Consider the following 16,984-nt stretch of genomic DNA (forward strand, 5'->3'; position numbering starts at 1 on the left):
GAAGCGCAATCGATCACGGACCCTTGACCGCGTCAGGATCAGGTCCGAAGGGTGAAACGGAGAAGCTGGAGACGGCGATGGCGAGCGAGCCGGAGGGTGGCCCCGAACAGGAGGCCGAGGCGCTGCGGCGGGAAGCGGATGCCCTACGCGACCGCGGCCAGTGGCAGGCCGCCGCCGCCGCCTATGCCGCCTTTCTGCGGTTGCGCCCGGATGATGCCGGAATGCTGGTGCAGCAGGCGCACTGCCTGAAGGAAGCAGGGGATGCGCGCCAGGCGTTGACCCTGTACCGGGCAGCGGCACGGATGCAGCCGCGAGAGGCCGATATCCCGTTGCAGATCGGTCATGCCGAGAAGCTGCTCGGCCACCGGGACGAAGCCCGGGCGGCTTATGCCGCGGCCGTGGCGCTGGATCCGGGCGGCACGGTGCCCTGGGCCGAGTGGATCGCCCTGGTGGCCGACCGGCCCGACCGCGCAGCGCCGCGTGCCGCCGGCTCCGTTCTTGACCTCACGGACCTCACGCAGTGGATCCGCCACGGATACCGGGCGCCCAGCGGCATCCAGCGCGTGCAGATCGGCATTGCCGGCGGAGCACTGGCCGGGCCACGTCCGCCGCGGCTCTGCGCCATGCGGCAAGGGGGGCTGCGGGACTTTCCGGCGGCGCTGTTCCACCGCATCGCACATCTGATGCTGAGCGGCACCGATGCCGACGCCCCGGCCTGGCGCGAGGCCACGGGGCTGCTCGAAGCCTTGCTGGAGAAGCCGCCGCCGCTGCGCTTTGCCCCCGGCGCCGTGCTGGTGCCGCTGGGCGGCACATGGGGGGTGCCAGGGCATCTGGGCACGTTGCGGGCGGCGCGGGCCCGGGACGGGCTGCGCCACGTGCCGCTGCTGCACGACACGGTGCCGCTGCTGATGCCGGAATACTGCCAGGATTCAACCGTCAGCGGCTATTCGCGCTGGTTCGCCAACCTGGCTCTGCATGCGGATGGGGTGCTGACCGTATCCCGCTCCACCCGGGACGACCTGCGGCGCATGCATGAGGCATTGCTGCCCGAACTGCCCGTGCCGCGCAGCGCCGTGGTGCGGATGGATGCGGCGCCAGAGGCTCTGCCGGACCTGCCCGCCGAGCACCCGCTGCTGCGCGCGGGGCAGCCCTTCGTGCTGTTTGTCGCCACCATGGAGGGGCGCAAGGACCACCGGATGGTGTTCAGCGCCTGGCTGACCCTGTTGCGGCGGCTGGGTGCCCGCCGGGTGCCGCTGCTGGCCTGCGTGGGCAAGCCGGGATGGCGGGCCGAGCCGGCGCTGTCGCTGCTGGAGCATTCGCCGGAGCTGCGTGCCCGGGTACGGCTGCTGCAGGATGTTTCGGATCCGGTGCTGGCGGCGCTGTACCGGGGGAGCCAGTTCACCGTCTATAACAGCCTGCATGAGGGCTGGGGGCTGCCGGTCACCGAAAGCCTGGCCGCGGGGCGCGCGGTGGTCACGCCGGCGCATTCGGCGCTGGTGGAGTCCGGGCAGGGCGGTGCCACCTTCTTCAGCCCCGGCAACGAGCCGGAGCTGGTGGAAACCTTGGCGCGCATGATCACCGACGATGCCTTCCGCGAAGCGGAGCAGGCACGGGCCGCGGCGGTGAAGCTGCGCTCCTGGCCGGCGGTGGCGGCACAGCTTCTGGCCGAGGCCGAGCGGTTGGCGAAGCAGGCGGGCGACTTGCCGCACCTGCCCTTGGCTGCGGCACGGTGGCATGGGATGCGGCGCATGGCGGCGGGGCGGCCCAGCCTGGCCATGGCGGTGGCGGAGGCGGTTCGCGAAGGCGATGGGTGGCATCCGCTGGAGGATTGGGGCGTGTGGACGCGGCCGGGTGCCGCCACCCTGTCCCTGCCCCTGGACAGCGATCATGAGGGGCCGCTGCGGCTTGAGCTGGAGCTTTGCGGGGCGAAGCAGGACCAAGTGGTGGAGCTGCATGCTCAGCGGGCACCGGAGCCTGAGGCGCCTCCGGTGATTGTTGAGGTCGCGGCGGGGGAGAAGCGCCTTGTTGCGGTGGAGATCCCGGCAGGCGGGCCGCTGCTGCGGCTGGAAATCCTGTGCCGGGACCCACGCCCCGATTCGTCCGGCAGACCCGTCGGCATCGGCCTGGTCAGCTTCGCCTTTGCGGCCATGGCCCGCGAGGATGAGCGCCTGTCGCTGCTGGAAGCACGCCGTTTCGTTCATGTGCTGCCGCAGGGAGAAGGCTGAGGAGCCTCTGGCCATGCCGGCGTGCCTGGATGGCCACCGGCCCTATGACACGTGAGCGGAAGCAATGCTTCTGCATGACGCAAAAAGAAGGCCCGGCCAGGCGGCCGGGCCTTGAGTTGCAGATCAATCGTAAGAAGATTGCCGCGGGGAGGAGTTGTGCGGCGCAATGTATGAATTCCGCAGAACCGTTTCGGTTGCATTGTTGTTGCGGCATGCTTCTCCAACCCCTGCTCACGGCGGTTGAAGAGTTGCCTTTGGGCACACGCCTGGGGCGCTAGACGCCATCGGAGCGGGATCATAGACAACCCTCGGATTTGTTGATCGAGGCGTGATCATGGCTTACCGGGAACTGCGCTATTACCGATCGCATCCGTTGGAGGTGCGGGAATGCGGTGATAGCGGCTGGGCAGTGCATGTTTACTCCGCCAAGGGCCAGGACCGGCCGCACAAGATGGCCGTGGTGTCCAGCCCCAGCCCGGGCGGCCTGACCGACCTGATGCGCCGGGCACGCGCCGTGGTGGATGCGGAAGGCGAGGGGGGCGGTGCCATCAGCCACCCGGTGGAGCCGCGGGCACGGGCCTGACAAGGGCCACCCCCCCCCCCCCCCGCGCGGGCCAAGGCCGCTCAGCTCAGGCGGCCAGCCACTTCCCGCCCATCCTGCCAGACAGCGGCGATGCGTCCGATGTTGGCGATGTTCTCCAGCGGATCGGCTGCCAGCACGGCGAAATCGGCCCGCGCTCCGGGCCGCAGCACACCGCGATCCGTGTCGCCGAGCAGGGCGGCGGAGCCTTCCGTGGCGATGCGCAGAACATCCGCCGGCGAAAGCCCGGCCTCCACCATCAGTGCCAGCTCGCGGTGCTCGGCAAAGCCTTGCACCCGCAGCGGCGTCGCGCCGGAATCCGTGCCGAGGGCGACGGGTACACCGGCCCGGTGCAGGGTGAGCAGGTTGCGCTGGTTCATGCGCACCGCGTCACGGTGCTGCTCGCCCTTTCGGGACTGGGTTTCGCGCCAGCCGGAATCGGCCATGCGGGAGCGGAAGGCCGGGGTCGTCGCCGCCTGGAAGACGGCGTCGTCCGCGAGCTCGGGCCGATCGGTGTAGAGGTACTCGGCCTCGTCGATTTGGATGGTCGGGATGTAGCGCGTGCCGGCCTGCCGCATGGCGGCAACCAGCGCCTCGTCCACCGGTTCGTCGCGAATGCCGTGGCCCAGGATGTCGACGCCCGAGGACACGGCGAGGCGGGCATGCGACAGGTCGTGCACATGGGCGACCACGGGCAGGTTGTGGCGATGCGCCGCCTGCACCGCGGCGCGAACGATCTCGGGCGACATCATGGGCAGCTGGCCGTTCGCGTCCTCGATCCAGATCTTCACCTGGTCGATGCCGGCTGCGGCGAGGCGGTCCACCGCCGAGCGGACCTCGGCCTCGTCGCGAGGACGGAGCACCTGGTTGTCGGCGAGCCGCATGGGCCCGGCGGGGGGTGCGCCATCGGTGACGCCGAGGCCGGGGCCGGCACCGCGCAGCGTGGCGCCCCGCAGCCGCCCCGCCCGACTTTCCTCACGCAGGGCGTGGAACAGCGGTGGCCCCATGCCGAGTGCGGCGACCTGGGTGACGCCGAAGGCGGCATAGCGCTGCAGCTGCGCCTCCACCGTGTCCCGAGTGTAGAATTGCGGGCCGGATTCCAGTCCAACGGCATGGCCTACATGCACATGCGCGCTGGTCATCCCCGGCACGATGTAGTGCCCCGCCATGTCGATGCCGCGCACGCCCTCCGGCAGCCCGGACAAGCCGGCGGCAACCGCGCGCACGCGGCCATCGGAGATCAGCAGGGTCGAGGGCTCGGTGAAGCGGCCATCGGCGAAGATGCGGGCGTTGCGCAGGGCCACCCCGCCTTCGCGGGGCTGGGCCAGGCCGGTGCCGGGAACGACCGACAGGCTGGCCAGGGCGGCTGACAGGGCGGCGCGCCGGGTCAAGGGCATCGTCTTCTCCGTCGATGGATGGGTGTCCATCGTTAAAGCGACGTGCGGGGGGCTCGGTTGCGGAGGCACGCCGGGAAGCCGGCGCGCCGCGGCGTCTCAGAGGTCGAAGTAACGGACGGCCAATGCCGCCTGGTACACCATCTGCAAGAGGTCGGAGGCGATCTGCAGGCCCTTGAAGCCCAGCACCGGCAGCACGATCAGCTCGTCGCCCGGACGCGGTCCTTCGCGTGGGTCGAGGATGATGTGGCCGCTGGCGCGCCGGATCATGACGTTGCCGCTGTCGCCGCGCTGGGTATAGCCGCCGGCGACCTTGACGTAGTCGTCGATGGTCATGTTCGGGCGCCACAGGATGGCCTGAGGCGTGATCACCTCGCCGGCCACCAGCACCGTGTCGGAGCGCTCGGGGACCACGATGGTGTCGCCATCCTCCAGCCGCACCTGCGAGCAGCGCCCAGCATCGTCCACGGCCACGAGGCGCCCTTCCGGCTCGATCCGGCGGCCGCGCTGGATGTAGTTGGACACGAGCTGCGCCTCGGCCGAGCGGATCTGCGCGATGCCGGTGGTTGCGGAGGTGGCGGTGAAGAGCTGCCGTTCCAGCCGGTCCAGCGCCTCGTTGATGGCGCGGCGCTGCTGCGCGGCGATGCGCTTGCGAAGGATGTAGACGGAGCCGGTGTCGGCCAATGCCGGATCCACCGCGACGTGGTCCAGCAGCTGGCACAGCGCCATGTCGCGGTCAGCCACCAGCACGGAGGGACCGATGCGGCTGCCCTCGATGAAGACGCGCACGGTGGGGGCCGGGGCGTCGGTGATAAAGGTGACGGTGTCCTGATCGACCAAGGATTGCTGGCGAAGCTGGGCGACGTCGATGTAGCGCGACCAGGGCTGCCCGGCGCGGGTGCCGCGGATCACCACGTTGGTCGCCGAGGGCAACGCGCCGGCGAGGTTCAGCAGCTCCGGCCCGGCCATGGCGTTGCCCGCCACCTCGAACAGGTAGTTGTTGCGCACAGCGCCGTCGGCCGAGACCACTGCGCCCTGCTTGCCGACAACGATGGTGTCGCCTTCCTGCAGGGTCAGCTGCGGCAGCTTGCCCTGCAGCAGGAAGGGGTAGAGGTCGATGCGCACCAGCGCGCGGCCGCCGCGGTTGACGACGATGTCGCGGTAGGAGCCGCGCACCGGATCGACGCCGCCGGCACGCAGCATGTAGTCCAGCACCGTCTCGGAGCCGGAGCCCAGGTGGCGGCCCGGCGTGCGCACGAAGCCGGTGACGTAGACGCCGATCTGGCTGGCCGAGAGCAGCACGGCATAGACCTGCACCTGCTGGGTGTAGATCCGCCGCACTTCCGACTCGACCACCCGCTGCAGGTCGCCCGAGCGGACGCCGGCCAGGCGCAGCGGGCCGATGGAGGGCAGGAACAGGTTGCCGTCGGGGTCGATGGCACCCATCACCTCGGACTCCACCGGGCCCCAGACCCGGACGCTGACGCGGTCGCCGGCGGACAGGCGGTAGTTCGGGTTGGCGCTTTCGGAGCCCGTGGGGGCGCCGCGCATGAAGAGCTGGGCGCCGAACACGGTGCGGCTCGGACCCGGCGGGCGCCAGGGCTCTGCCAGCGGTCCCTGCGCGGAGGCGCCGGCCTCGGCTTCCGTGGTGCTGCCGGCGCGATTGACCAGATTGTCCTGCGGCAGGAGCTGCGGCACCTGCGTCGGATTGCCCTGGGCCTGCTGCGGCGGCATCTGGGGCATCTGCCCCTGGGCCTGCGCCTGTTGCTGGGCCTGCATCATGGCCTGGGCCTGCGCCTGCTGCTGCATCAGCGCGGGAACAGGGTTGTTCAGGTTCTGCGCCGCCGCCTGACCTCCCAGCAGGAAGGCCATGGCGGTGGCGAGAAGGGCATGGCTAGAGCGCATGTTCACGGATCCCAGCAACCAGCATCCAGCCGATGCCGTAGAGGATGGAAAGAACCGCGAACAGGCTGAGGATGATCAGCGCGGCGCGGGGATAGAGCGGGTAGTCGGCCAGGTTCGGCTCCACAACGCGAGCGAGGAAGAGCTGCTGGCGCTGGGCGTCCAGCCGCGCCGTTTCCAGCGACACGGTGGCCGAGGCCAGCTGCTTGTCGGCAAATTCGCGTTCCAGCAGCAGCCGCTCGTAACGGGCCACCTGGGTGGGCAGGCTTTCGCCACCCAGCGTCAGGCGGCGCCGCTGCTCGCCGATCTCGGATTGCAGCGAGGCGATGCGGTTGCGCAGCAGCACGATCTGCGGGTTGTCCGGCCGCATGAAGGCCGACTTCTCCTGCAGCTCGGCGCGGGCCGCGATCAGCGAGCCCTCCAGCGAGCCGATGCCCTCAATGCCGATGGCGGCGCTGCGGGTGGGGTCGAGGGCCTGTTCGCGCTGGCGCCATTCGGTGACGGCGACCTGGCTGTCGATCACGCGCTGCTCGGCGCGGCCCAGCTCCTCGTTCGCGACGCGCAGCGTCTCGGCGCGGGCGCTGGCGGAAAGGTGGTTCACGAACTCCTCGGACAGTCGCATCTGCTCGGCGGCGATGCGCTGGGCGTCCTCGGGGCGGAAGGCGCGGGAGCGGATGGTGGTGATGCCTGAGGTGGCGTCATTGACCACCGCGTTCATGCCGCCGTGGTAGAACTTCAGCAACTCCGCCGGCGGATCGGCCAGCCAGAGGCGGGCAAGGAGGTCGGCCTCGGGGCGGCGGTAGAGCTCGATCAGGCCGGTGTCGCGGACCAGCGCCTGCAGCGCGTCATGCGACTGCAGGTAATCGCGGACGGCCAGCGATTCCTCATTCGACTGCTTGAAGCCGGCGGCACCGATCATGGCGCCCAGCGCGTTGGCGCCGGAATTGTCCTGCTTGCTGCGCACGATGAAGCGTGCCTCGGACACGTACTGGCCGGCGGCGAAGCCGTAGAAGTAGAGCCCGGCGAGCAGCGTCGGCAGCACCACCAGCAGCAGGTAGAAGCGCCGCTTCCACAGGGCACGGGCCAGCGGCGAGGAGCGTGTGGCCGGCCGCGCGGGAACAGGGCGCGCGCTGCCGCTGAGGGCCGCGTCAGAGGCCCTGGTAGGAGGCGATAGCTTCATCGACGTCCTCGTAGAATTCCAGGATGCCGTTGCGCAGCACCGCGGCGGTCTGGCAGTAGCGCCGGACGTGGTTGAGGTTGTGGGAGATCATGATGACGGCCGCGTTTTGCCGCCGTTCCTCGAACACCTCGAGGCACTTGCTGGCAAAGCGGGCATCACCGGTGGAGAGCGCCTCATCCACCAGGTAGCACTCGAAATCGACCGCGAAGGACAGCGCCATCATCAGCCGCGAGCGCATGCCGGAAGAGTAGTTCTTCACCGGCTCGTTGAAGTATGCGCCCAGCTCGGAGAAATCCTCGACAAAGGCTTCCGTCTGGTCGAGCGGCATGCCGTAAAGGCGGGCGATGAAGCGGGCATTGTTGCGGCCGGTCAGCGTCGATTGGATGCCGTAGCCGCCACCCAGTGGCCAGGACATCAGCAGGTTGCGGCGGATCTGGCCGCGGGTCGGCGCCTCGACCCCGGCCAGCATGCGTACCAGGGTGGATTTGCCGGCGCCGTTGCGGCCCAGGATCCCCAGGTGGTCGCCCGGCTGCACCCGCGCATTGACGCCGCGCAGCACGGTTTTCTGCCCCTGGCGTCCCTCAAAGGTCTTCCAGACGTTCTTCAGCTCGATGGAGCCCGACATGGCCGCGTGCTCCTCCCTCAGTCGGAAAGGGAAAGGCGGGGGCGGGCGACGCGCAGCCCGGCCAAGCCGAGCAGGTTCAGCCCCAGGATCCAGGCGAGCAGGTAGGAGATGTCATAGTAGGCGACCAGACGGTCGCCGAAGATGGCCCAGCGGTTCAACTCGTGCACATGCACCAGCGGGTTCCACAGCAGCAACTCGCGCGTGCCGGGCGGCATGGAGTCGAGCATGTAGAAGGTCGCAGAAAAGGGCATCATCAGGTAGGTGAAGGGATGCACCAGGTGCTCGACCCACTCCAGGACGACCTGGAGAGAGGCGATCACCATGGACAGGCCATGCGCCAGCAGCGCGCTCATCAGCAGGCCCGCCACCAGCAGGCCGGGTTGTTCCGGCACTTCCCCGAAGAAGACGCTGGAAATGGTCAGGAAGACGGTCACCACCGCGCAGCAGATCACCACCTCCATCAGATTGCGCGCGAGCATGACGTCGAGCAGGGAAATGCGGCTGTGGAACAGCAGCGACATGTTGCCCTTGATGGCGTTGGAGCCGCGGGTGACCACGGAGCGGAACATCAGAAAGGGCGTGTAGCCCATGGCGTAGAACAGAAAGATGGGCAGGCCGTTCGGCAGCTCGTGGCCGCTGGCGTAGTGCATGGTGGAGATGGCGGTGGCCAGGATCATCGGCTCGGCCAGCAACCAGACATAGCCGGTGCGGCTGGTGCCGAAGCGGGTCAGCATCTCGCGCATGAACAGCGCGGCCATGACATTGATCTGCGACTGGAAGCCGCCCGCCGCAGCCCGGCGGGGGACCTCGACGGTCACGGCCGGCCCACGGCGCCGCCGCGCAGCAAGGCGCGGGCGGCTCCCCAGCCGGTAGCGGGATCATCGCAGTAGAGCGCGGGGCGGGCGGCGCGGTAGCCCACCGAAAGCTCGCGGCATTCACGGCCACTGGCAGCGTTGTAGGCGCGGACCAGCCGCACGGTGACGGGCGCAGCCCCGGGGCTGGGCGAAACGTCCTCCACTTGGCCAGGTTGGGCGCGGGCAGCGAAGGCCGCCAGCGGGTCGGCGGGGATCGGTCTGGGCATGGCCAGCACGGGACCGGGGGCCACGCCGGAAGCCGGAGGTGTCGCACAACCGGAAAGCATAGCGATGAAAATCATCGCCACCTTGGATTGTGATCGCCGCGTGATACCCCGGAGGTGGGGGTCGGGTTTTCCGAACACGCAAATTTGCATGCGCTCTTGCATGATCGGAACCTAACGCACGAAAACCGGACTTGTAAAACATCCGTTGCGGAGAAGTTGAATTATCACCGAACGCAATTCTCGCGTAAAAGGCGATATTGATCAGGGAATTATCTTCTTTCCCGGCGAAGCCTCAGTAAAGTCTGCGAGGTTGGCAGCTTTCTGGCCTGAATTTGGCATAAAGGAGGGCTGCAACCCCGGGGTGTGGGCTGCGCCAAAGGGCCGCATTCTTCCTGTCTTGCCACCGCGTGTAAGGCTTATCCGCTATGCAACCGGGCCCCTGCGCAGTCCTGGCTTCGCCGGGCGACTCGGGCCGGTGGCCTTACTGCCACTCGAGGATCTGCCCGAATGCCTGGCCACGGCGCCTCTCGCCATGGCGCCGGGTGCTGCCGCCACCGCGCTGGAGCGGGCTGCCGATCTGGCTGCGCGCTTGGCCGCCGAAAGGCTGGGCGGTGAACCCGGCCTGCCCGATCCCGGCCCCGCCGCGCTGAAGCTGCCGTACCGCGAGGCCGTTTTGCTGCTCGATCCCTGTCGGCCGGAAGCCGCGATGGCCGCGGCCACTGCCTTGTCGGCCGCGCGCGCCGCTGCCGCCGGGGGTCGGCTCCTGTTGCTGGCGCGCGATCCGGCCGCACCAGCCGGCAACCGGCCCCTGCTGCGCGTGGAGCCAGGAATGCAGCTGGTGCCGGGGCGGCTTTCCCCCTGGACCCTGTTGGACCTGGCCACGGATCTGCACGGCGCCTCGGCCGAGATGGCGCTGCTCGCCGCCGCCGCCGGGGTGCGGGTGGCAGGTTGCGTGCTGGACCCGGCGCCGCGCTGGGCCGCGCTGATCGCCGCCCTGCGCTGCGCCGATCCCTTTCTCGCCCGGCCGTGGCCGGTGGAGCGTGCGGTGGACCAGCTGGCGGAATGGCATGGGGCGCAGAAGGAGAACCGGCGTGTGGCGGTGTGCCTCGGGATGGCCTTCTGGAAGCGGCGGCGCATTGCCGCGCTGTTCGCCCATCGGGACGGCACGCCGGCCTTTGCGCGGCGGCCGGATCGGGCTGTGGCGCTGGCGAAGCGGCGGGGCGGCGCCGTCGCCGCCTGGGCCAGCCGCGCAACGCCGGAACTCCGCTCAGCCTGCGCCGCCGCCGGGGTCGCGCTGCTGACGGTGGAGGACGGCTTTGTACGATCGCGTGGGCTGGGTGCGCGGTTCCTGCCGGGGGCGGCCTATGCGGTGGATGATCGTGGCATCTACTACGACCCCACAGGGGAAAGCGCGCTGGAGCATTTGCTGGCCCATGCGGGCTTCCCCCCGCCGCTGCTGGAGCGCGCAGCCCTGCTGCGGCAGGCGATCGTCGCGCGCGGCGTGACCAAGTACAACCTGGTGGGGGAGGCGCCCATCATCGCCGCGCCGCCAGGCCGTGCGCGGCTGTTGGTGCCGGGGCAGGTGGAGGGGGATGCCTCGGTCCGGCTGGGCGGCGGGGCGATCCAGGACAATCTGGCGCTGCTCCGTGCCGTGCGGGCGGCGCATCCCGAAGCCTTCCTGATCTACAAGCCCCACCCGGACCTGGAGGCTGGATTCCGCCAGGGGCGGCTGGAGGCGGGCGAGCTCGCCGCGTTGGCCGACCAAGTCGTGACAGGGGCTCCGCTGACGGCACTGTTTCCGCAGGTGGACGCGCTGCACACCCTGACCTCCTTGTCGGGATTCGAGGCGCTGCTGCGGGAAATGCCGGTGGTTTGCTGGGGACAGCCCTTCTATGCCGGGTGGGGGCTGACGGAGGACCGGCATCCGCCGCCGCGACGGAAGCGGCGGCTGACCCTGGACGAGCTGGTGGCCGCTGCGCTGATCCTGTTTCCGCGCCAGGTGGACCCGGTGACCGAGCTGCCCTGCCCACCGGAGGTGATCCTGGAGCGGTTGAACGATCCGACGGCCTGGAAGCTTTCGCCCTTCACCCTGCACCGTGGCGCCGAGGGCTGGCTGCGCGGTGCCCTGGCCCGGCTGCGGGGGCTCCGATGAGGTTCCGCAGCATCGTTATCACGGGGGCGTCGCGGGGGTTGGGCGCGGCGCTGGCGCGGCGCTACGCGGCGCCGGGGGTGGTGTTGGGGCTGATCGGGCGGGATGCGGCGGCACTGGAAGCGGTGGCGCTGGATTGCGCGGCGCGGGGTGCCCTGCCCAGGCTGGCGGTGCAGGATGTGCGGGACGCGGCGGGCATGGACGCGCTGCTGCGGGAATGGGATGCCGCCGAGCCGGTGGATCTGGCCATCGCCAATGCGGGGATCGCCGCCGGCACGCGGCCCGACGGGGCGGCGGAGGGGCTGCGGGCTTTGACGGCGCAGGTCGAGGTGAACCTGCTGGGTGCTGCGCATCTGGTGGAGCCACTGTTGCCAGGCATGCGCGCACGGGGCCGTGGGGCGATCGGGCTGGTCACGTCGCTTGCGGCTCTGCGGGGCCTGCCGGACAGCCCGGGCTATTGCGCCAGCAAGGCCGGGCTCTGGGCCTGGGGCGAGGCGCTGCGGGGCAGGCTGCGGGCGGAAGGCGTGCAGGTGACGCTGCTGGCGCCCGGCTATTTCAACAGCGCCATGGGTGACCGATATGTTGGCGCGCGACCGTTTTCCATGAGCGCCGAGGTTGCCGCCGCGCGGGTGGCGCGGGCGCTGGATCGGGAAGCGGCGCAGGCGGTGTTTCCATGGCCGCTGGCATTGGCGCTGCGACTGGCGCCGTTCTTGCCGGCGCGCGTTGTGGATCGGGTGGTCGGGAAGATGGCATTCCGGGTGCGGGAGCAGGAGTGACCCGAGGAGGTGCTGGCGCGGCCGGCGGAGGCCGCGCCGCCGCCGTCAGGCGATGATCGCGTCGTCGCCAAGGCTGCGAATGGTGATTTCGCCCGCATAGTCCTGCAGCACGAGCGAGCCCCGCGCCGGATCGACGGGATTGTCCGCCGCGTTGTAGACGATGATCAGGTCATCGCCCCCCTCATCCACTACGAAGAGGCCGGGTTCCGTCATGTCGCCCTTCAGGATGGCGTGGGTGTGGGCGGCGAGGCGAATGGGGTCCTCCTCCGGGTTCGAGCCACCGACCGTGATATAGCTGGTGTGCCGGTTGTTGCCGGCCTGACCGATGTCGATGGTCTCGCCGGCTTCGTAATCGGTGATCACGGTGAACAGACCGCTGATGCTGCTGCCTTCAGCGATGGTCCGCTCGAAATGGTTCTCGACCAGCAGAGAGGAGTCGGTGTGGATGGTGAAGCTGTCCACGCCGCGGCCGCCTGACAGGGTCTGCGCCGTCCCGACCGGGTCGAGGGTGCCGCTCTGGCTCAGGATGTGGTCGGCACCGGCGCCGCCAAGCACATGGACTCCGACGCCGGAAGCGCTGATCCAGTCATCGCCGGAGCCGCCATCGATCGTGGTGTCGATCTTGTCGAGGTGGCCGCCCCAGCCCTGGGCAACGATCCGGTCATTGCCGCCCCCGCCGGCGATGACGTTGTCGCGGCCGAAGACGGTGATCTCGTCATGGCCGGCGCCGCCGAGAACGATGTTGTGGTTGCTTTCCTCGCGCATCAGGCTGCCCAGGTGGATGGTGTCGTGACCCGCATCGCCGGAAACGAGGTTGCGGTGGCCGAGCACGGTGACGGAGTCGGCGCCGCTGCCGCCGAAGACCGCGTTGCCGAGGCCCTGGTAAACCCCCTGAACAGTGATGATGTCGTCGCCACCCAGCCCAAGGATCAGGTGGTGACCCCCTGAATGGGACAAGGTGTCGGCCCGGCCGGTACCGAGCGTGACCCTGGCGTCCCACCAATCCGTGGCGGTGGACCAAGCCTGCCGGAGAGCGAGGATGTCGCGAAGGGAATAAGCCATTCTGGATTCCTTGGCGGAGCTGGGACGCGGGATGGAGGCCTCGCCGGGACGGATGGGATCGGGTGTTGATAGCGGTTGCCCGACCGTCGTCGCGCGGCAAGTTCGCGATAGTTCCTCAACCAGGGAAGGTGTTCATCTCTTAAATGCGTGATTTAGGTTGTGTGATGGCCTGTTTATGCAATTAGAAAATGCCGTTGCGATGAGGTGGATCGCCCGGTGGAACAAGGATGCGCCATCGGGCGGCAGGCGGGGATGAAAGGTCGGCTACAGCCGCCACTTTGCGCCAGGGCCTAGTTCTTCTCCAGGTTCCAGAACAGCATCACCGGCGCCTGGAGCATGCCCGTCACGTTGGAGCGGCGCGCATAGGGCTGGTCGTACTGGCCCAGCACCCGGTAGGGCTGCACCTCCGCCAGTCGCCGGTGCAGCGCATCGGTGGCCTGGGCACGGGCCGTGTCATCCGCCGCGTCCACCACGGCACCGCGCAGGCGCTCGGCCTCCTCGTCGCACGGCCAGCCGGCCCAGGATTTGCCACCGCAGGTCATGTTGGTGCCGATATTGGTCACCGGCGATTGCATGGTGGCGCCGGAGGCAGTGGTGACGAACAGGTTCCAGCCGCCCTCGGCCACCGTGCCGCGGTTCTGTTGCCGCGTGGTCACCGTGCCCCAATCGGCGAATTGCAGGTCGACGTTGAAGCCAACCTGCTTCAACTGGCCGGCCGCGACCTCGGCCATGCGGCCAATGGGAGCGATGTCGTAGGTGGAGTTCAGCACCAGCCGCTCGCCCTTGTAGCCGCTGGCGGCCAGGAGCTGCCGGGCCTTGTCCAGGTCGGGCTTGGCGTAGGGGGCGGAGCCGGCTTCGGTGCCGTTGGGGCTGCCGCAGACGAAATAGGATTCGCAGGTCCGCCACCACTGCTCATCACCGTAGCCGGCGGCCAGAAAATCCGATTGCTGCGTGGCATAGGCCAGGGCCAGCCGGGCGCGCGGGTCGTTGAAGGGCGGGTGGAGGTGGTTGGGCCGCAGCATGGCCTGGTTCGACAGGTTGGAGTAGCGCTCCACCTTCACGTCGCGCGAGCGGCCGATCACCGGAACCAGGTCCTGGCTGGGCTGTTCCCAGATGTCGATCTCGCCAGTCTGCAGGGCCGCCGCCGCCGTTGCGGCGTCTGGCATGATGATCCACTCGACCCGGTCCACCTTGACCACGCGGCCTCCGGCCAGTCCGTCCGCAGGTTCGGCGCGCGGCACATAGTCGGGATTGCGGTCGTAGACGACGCGGGCGCCACTGCGCCATTCGGCACGGTTGAAGCGGAAGGGACCGCTGCCAATGACCTCGGTCACCGGCTTCATCGGGTCGGAGGCGGCCTCGCTCTCGCGCATGATGACGGGGATCTGGCCGACCGCCGAGCCGAGGGCGAAGGGCAGCATGGCCATGGGCCGCTTCAGGCGGATGGTGAAGTTGTCTTCGTCCACCGCTTCCAGCGCATCGACGTACTCGGCGGTCTTGCCGCCCACCGTATCGCGCGCCATCCAGCGCTTCAGCGAGGCGATCACGTCCTGGCTGCGCACCTTCTGCCCGTCATGGAATTTCTGGCCGGGGCGCAGGCGGAAAGACCAGGACAGGCCGTCCGGCGCGGTGGAGAAGCTGTCCACCATCTGCGGCTGCGGCTGCAGCTTGGAATCCCAGGCGAACAACGTCTCGTAGATCATCAGCCCATGCATGCGCGTGATGACGATGGAGGCGAAGACGGGGTCCAGCGTCTTGAGATCGGCGTGGGGTGCGACGCGCAGCACCTTCTGGGGTGCGGGGGCCTGCGCGCGGCTTCCCGCCGGCATGGCGAGCAGGGCTGCGCCGAGCATGAGCCCGGCGACTCGAGCGGTTCTTTTGGTCATGGAACGTCCTCCTGGCGGCAGAATTGCAGTACGCGGGCCCGGTGGCTGGCAAGATGCAGCGTATCGCCTTCCCGCCTCAGGCAGGGGCGGTGGCGCCAGGGGCCATGCAAGAGCGAAGCCAGCGCCCGGCCGCCGGGCAGCGGCGTGAGCGGCGTTTCCACGCCCAGCCCCCCCAGGCCCGGAAAGCGTGCGGTGCCGTCGGACCGGACCAGGATGGTGGCGCCGGAGCGCGGCTCCCGCCACAGTCCGGGCAGGCCGGGATCGAGCGGCGTGTCCGGCGGCACCGGACGCAGGCACCGCAGGGCGCCGCCGACAAGCCCCTGCAGCGCCCCGTCCGGCGCGGGCTTCAGGCGGATATCGAGATAGGCGGGCAGAGAGCGGAAGCCCTCCGGCCCATCCTCCACCAGCGCCTCGTGCCCGCCCATGAAGGACATCGCACCGGGGGTGAACTCGGCCCAGAACGGACCTTCGGCGGCAGCGTAGAGGCCGGTGGGATTGGCGGCGGGGCGCGGCATTGGCTTGCCCAGCAGCGCGGCCATGACGCGCAGGGCGGGCCACAGCGCCTCCTCTTCCCGGTTGGTGAGCAGCACCACGCCCATGCCCTGCTCGGGCGCCATCAGCAGGTGGTTGCGGTAGCCAGGCAGGGAGCCGCCATGCGCCAGCAGCCGGGTGCCGGCCAGCGCGGTCTCGACCAGGCCGAGGCGGTAGGCACCGGGCGAGCCGTCGGCGAAGGCACGGGGTGCGGCCAGGCGGTCCAGCATCCCGGCCAGCGGGCCGTGCCCGGACAGCAGGGCGGAGGCCCATCCTGCCAGCGCCTCGGCGCTGCCGGCCAGCCCGCCCGAGGCGGAGAAGTGCATGCCGTAGCGCCCGCGACGCCAGTGCCTGCCATCGCGCCAGTAGCCGGTGGCGAGGCCAGCCACGGGCTCGGCCTCGTCGCGCGGAAAGGCGATGGGCAGGCCGAGGGGATCGAGCAGCCTTTGACGCAGCGTGGCGGCGTAGTCCGGCAGGGCGCGCTGGGCCAGCCGCCAGCCCGAGTTGGAATAGGCCATCTCGGTGCCAGGGGGCGCGTTGGTGGCGTCGCAGCCGGCGAGCAGGGCGAAGGCATCTTCCGGCGCCAGGCTGGCGGTGAAGGGCTGGCCACGCTGCCAGAACAGTTCCATGGCGTCCGGAAGGGCGCCGGTCATGTCCAGGGCGCGGCCGAGCGGCACAGCGCCGATCGCCGGCGACAGGCCGGGCACGAGGGCGCCGAGCGGCGCGCCGAGATCGAAGCCTTCCAGCAGCAAGGTGGCGGCCAGGAAGTGCTTGCTGATGGAGGCGTAGCGGCTGGGTGTCGCCGCGGTGAAGGGGATGCGGTGCTCGAGGCTGGCAAGGCCGCCCGCCGCGCCGCCGCGGATGCCGTCGCGGTCGAACAGCAGGAAGGCCCCCCCGGGTCCATCCTCCCAGGCCCCGGCAATGGCGTCGGCGGTGGCGGCGGCGGCGTTCCAGTCGGGCATGCGGCGGGTCCGGGCGGAGTTGCGAAGCGTGAGCTTACGCGCCTGGCCCGCCGGGTCGAGAGCGCCGTTCATGGTCGAGCAGCCAGCGCTTGCGTGCCAGACCGCCGCCATAGCCGGTGAGAGCGCCGTTGCCGCCCACCAGCCGGTGGCAGGGGATGGCGATGCTGATCGGGTTCAGCGCATTGGCCAGGCCCACCGCCCGCGCCGCGCCGGGGCGGCCGATGGCAGCGGCGACGGCGCCATAGGAGCGCGTCTCGCCAGGCCGAATGGCGCGCAGGGCGTTCCAGCAGCGGCGCTGGAAGGAGGTGCCGCCAGGGTCGAGGGGAAGAGCATCGAGGGCGGCGATGTTGCCTTTGAAGTAGGCGGCCAGGGGGGCGGCGAAGCCCGTCCGGCCTTCCATCGGCGCGGTGCCGGAGCCGAAGCGGGCGGCGAGCAGGCGGGCCAGCCGATTGGCCGGGCGCGGCGAGGCGTCGCCCCAGTCATCGCCGAATTCCAGAGCAGCCAGCCGCGCGTCGCGCGCCACCAGCAGGACTTCGCCGATCGGGGAGGCGAAGCGTTCGAGGATGAGGGTCATGGGGTTCGCCAGGAAGGGCTCTGCCCCTGCCGGGCCGTCCCGGCCAAGGGCCTGATG

Annotated in this window: 14 protein-coding genes; 4 read left to right on the plus strand and 10 right to left on the minus strand. The window is 69.9% G+C overall.

The features are described from left to right. Positions 1–77 precede the first annotated feature (77 nt). Together ACFOD4_RS09930 and ACFOD4_RS09935 are read left to right on the plus strand one after the other, a co-directional pair. Complete coding sequence (locus ACFOD4_RS09930) at positions 78–2,225, plus strand: glycosyltransferase (RefSeq protein WP_379596011.1); 2,148 nt, start codon at positions 78–80, stop codon at positions 2,223–2,225. Between the two features lie 334 nt (positions 2,226–2,559). Continuing rightward, positions 2,560–2,808, plus strand: coding sequence for a hypothetical protein (locus ACFOD4_RS09935; protein ID WP_379596012.1), 249 nt, complete (start codon positions 2,560–2,562; stop codon positions 2,806–2,808). A gap of 41 nt (positions 2,809–2,849) precedes the next feature. Here the strand turns inward: ACFOD4_RS09935 and ACFOD4_RS09940 are convergent, their stop codons facing one another. The 6 genes from ACFOD4_RS09940 to ACFOD4_RS09965 all read right to left on the minus strand — a co-directional run bounded on the left by ACFOD4_RS09940 (position 2,850) and on the right by ACFOD4_RS09965 (position 9,011). Continuing rightward, entirely contained in the window at positions 2,850–4,202 is a 1,353-nt protein-coding gene (locus ACFOD4_RS09940; protein WP_379596014.1) for an amidohydrolase family protein, read from the minus strand. A 96-nt stretch (positions 4,203–4,298) separates the two neighbouring features. Then, positions 4,299–6,104, minus strand: a complete 1,806-nt coding sequence (locus ACFOD4_RS09945) for a polysaccharide biosynthesis/export family protein (protein WP_379596016.1) — start codon at positions 6,102–6,104, stop codon at positions 4,299–4,301. Then, entirely contained in the window at positions 6,094–7,281 is a 1,188-nt protein-coding gene (locus tag ACFOD4_RS09950; protein ID WP_379596018.1) for a capsule biosynthesis protein, read from the minus strand. Before ACFOD4_RS09950 ends, ACFOD4_RS09945 begins: the two co-directional genes overlap by 11 nt. After that, on the minus strand, positions 7,250–7,906 hold the full coding sequence (locus tag ACFOD4_RS09955) for an ABC transporter ATP-binding protein (protein WP_379596020.1): 657 nt from the start codon (positions 7,904–7,906) through the stop codon (positions 7,250–7,252). Before ACFOD4_RS09955 ends, ACFOD4_RS09950 begins: the two co-directional genes overlap by 32 nt. 17 nt (positions 7,907–7,923) lie before the next feature. After that, positions 7,924–8,724, minus strand: a complete 801-nt coding sequence (locus ACFOD4_RS09960) for an ABC transporter permease (RefSeq protein ID WP_379596022.1) — start codon at positions 8,722–8,724, stop codon at positions 7,924–7,926. Beyond that, positions 8,721–9,011, minus strand: a complete 291-nt coding sequence (locus tag ACFOD4_RS09965; RefSeq protein ID WP_379596024.1) for a DVU3141 family protein — start codon at positions 9,009–9,011, stop codon at positions 8,721–8,723. The genes ACFOD4_RS09960 and ACFOD4_RS09965 overlap by 4 nt, the downstream gene beginning before the upstream one ends. A 451-nt stretch (positions 9,012–9,462) precedes the next feature. On the opposite strand from ACFOD4_RS09965, the gene ACFOD4_RS09970 reads away from it, so the two are divergent. Both ACFOD4_RS09970 and ACFOD4_RS09975 read left to right on the plus strand, forming a co-directional pair. Continuing rightward, a complete protein-coding gene (locus ACFOD4_RS09970) occupies positions 9,463–11,139 on the plus strand; it encodes a capsular polysaccharide export protein, LipB/KpsS family (protein ID WP_379596026.1) in 1,677 nt (558 codons plus the stop codon). Next, positions 11,136–11,912: an SDR family NAD(P)-dependent oxidoreductase gene (locus tag ACFOD4_RS09975; RefSeq protein WP_379596027.1), complete on the plus strand. Its 777-nt coding sequence runs from the start codon at positions 11,136–11,138 to the stop codon at positions 11,910–11,912. The genes ACFOD4_RS09970 and ACFOD4_RS09975 overlap by 4 nt, the downstream gene beginning before the upstream one ends. 45 nt (positions 11,913–11,957) lie before the next feature. Here ACFOD4_RS09975 and ACFOD4_RS09980 read toward each other — a convergent pair whose 3' ends face one another. The 4 genes from ACFOD4_RS09980 to ACFOD4_RS09995 all read right to left on the minus strand — a co-directional run bounded on the left by ACFOD4_RS09980 (position 11,958) and on the right by ACFOD4_RS09995 (position 16,927). Next, entirely contained in the window at positions 11,958–12,974 is a 1,017-nt protein-coding gene (locus ACFOD4_RS09980; protein ID WP_379596029.1) for a hypothetical protein, read from the minus strand. A gap of 290 nt (positions 12,975–13,264) precedes the next feature. Next, positions 13,265–14,860, minus strand: a complete 1,596-nt coding sequence (locus ACFOD4_RS09985) for an ABC transporter substrate-binding protein (protein ID WP_379596031.1) — start codon at positions 14,858–14,860, stop codon at positions 13,265–13,267. Next, the gene (locus ACFOD4_RS09990; protein WP_379596033.1) at positions 14,857–16,425 is read right to left on the minus strand and encodes a serine hydrolase domain-containing protein; all 1,569 of its coding nucleotides are present in this window, start codon (positions 16,423–16,425) and stop codon (positions 14,857–14,859) included. The genes ACFOD4_RS09985 and ACFOD4_RS09990 overlap by 4 nt, the downstream gene beginning before the upstream one ends. Further along, positions 16,388–16,927, minus strand: a complete 540-nt coding sequence (locus ACFOD4_RS09995; RefSeq protein WP_379596034.1) for a methylated-DNA--[protein]-cysteine S-methyltransferase — start codon at positions 16,925–16,927, stop codon at positions 16,388–16,390. Before ACFOD4_RS09995 ends, ACFOD4_RS09990 begins: the two co-directional genes overlap by 38 nt. Between the last annotated feature and the right edge of the window lie 57 nt (positions 16,928–16,984).

Source organism: Teichococcus globiformis (assembly GCF_042646265.1).
Classification (GTDB): Bacteria; Pseudomonadota; Alphaproteobacteria; order Acetobacterales; family Acetobacteraceae; genus Pseudoroseomonas; species Pseudoroseomonas globiformis.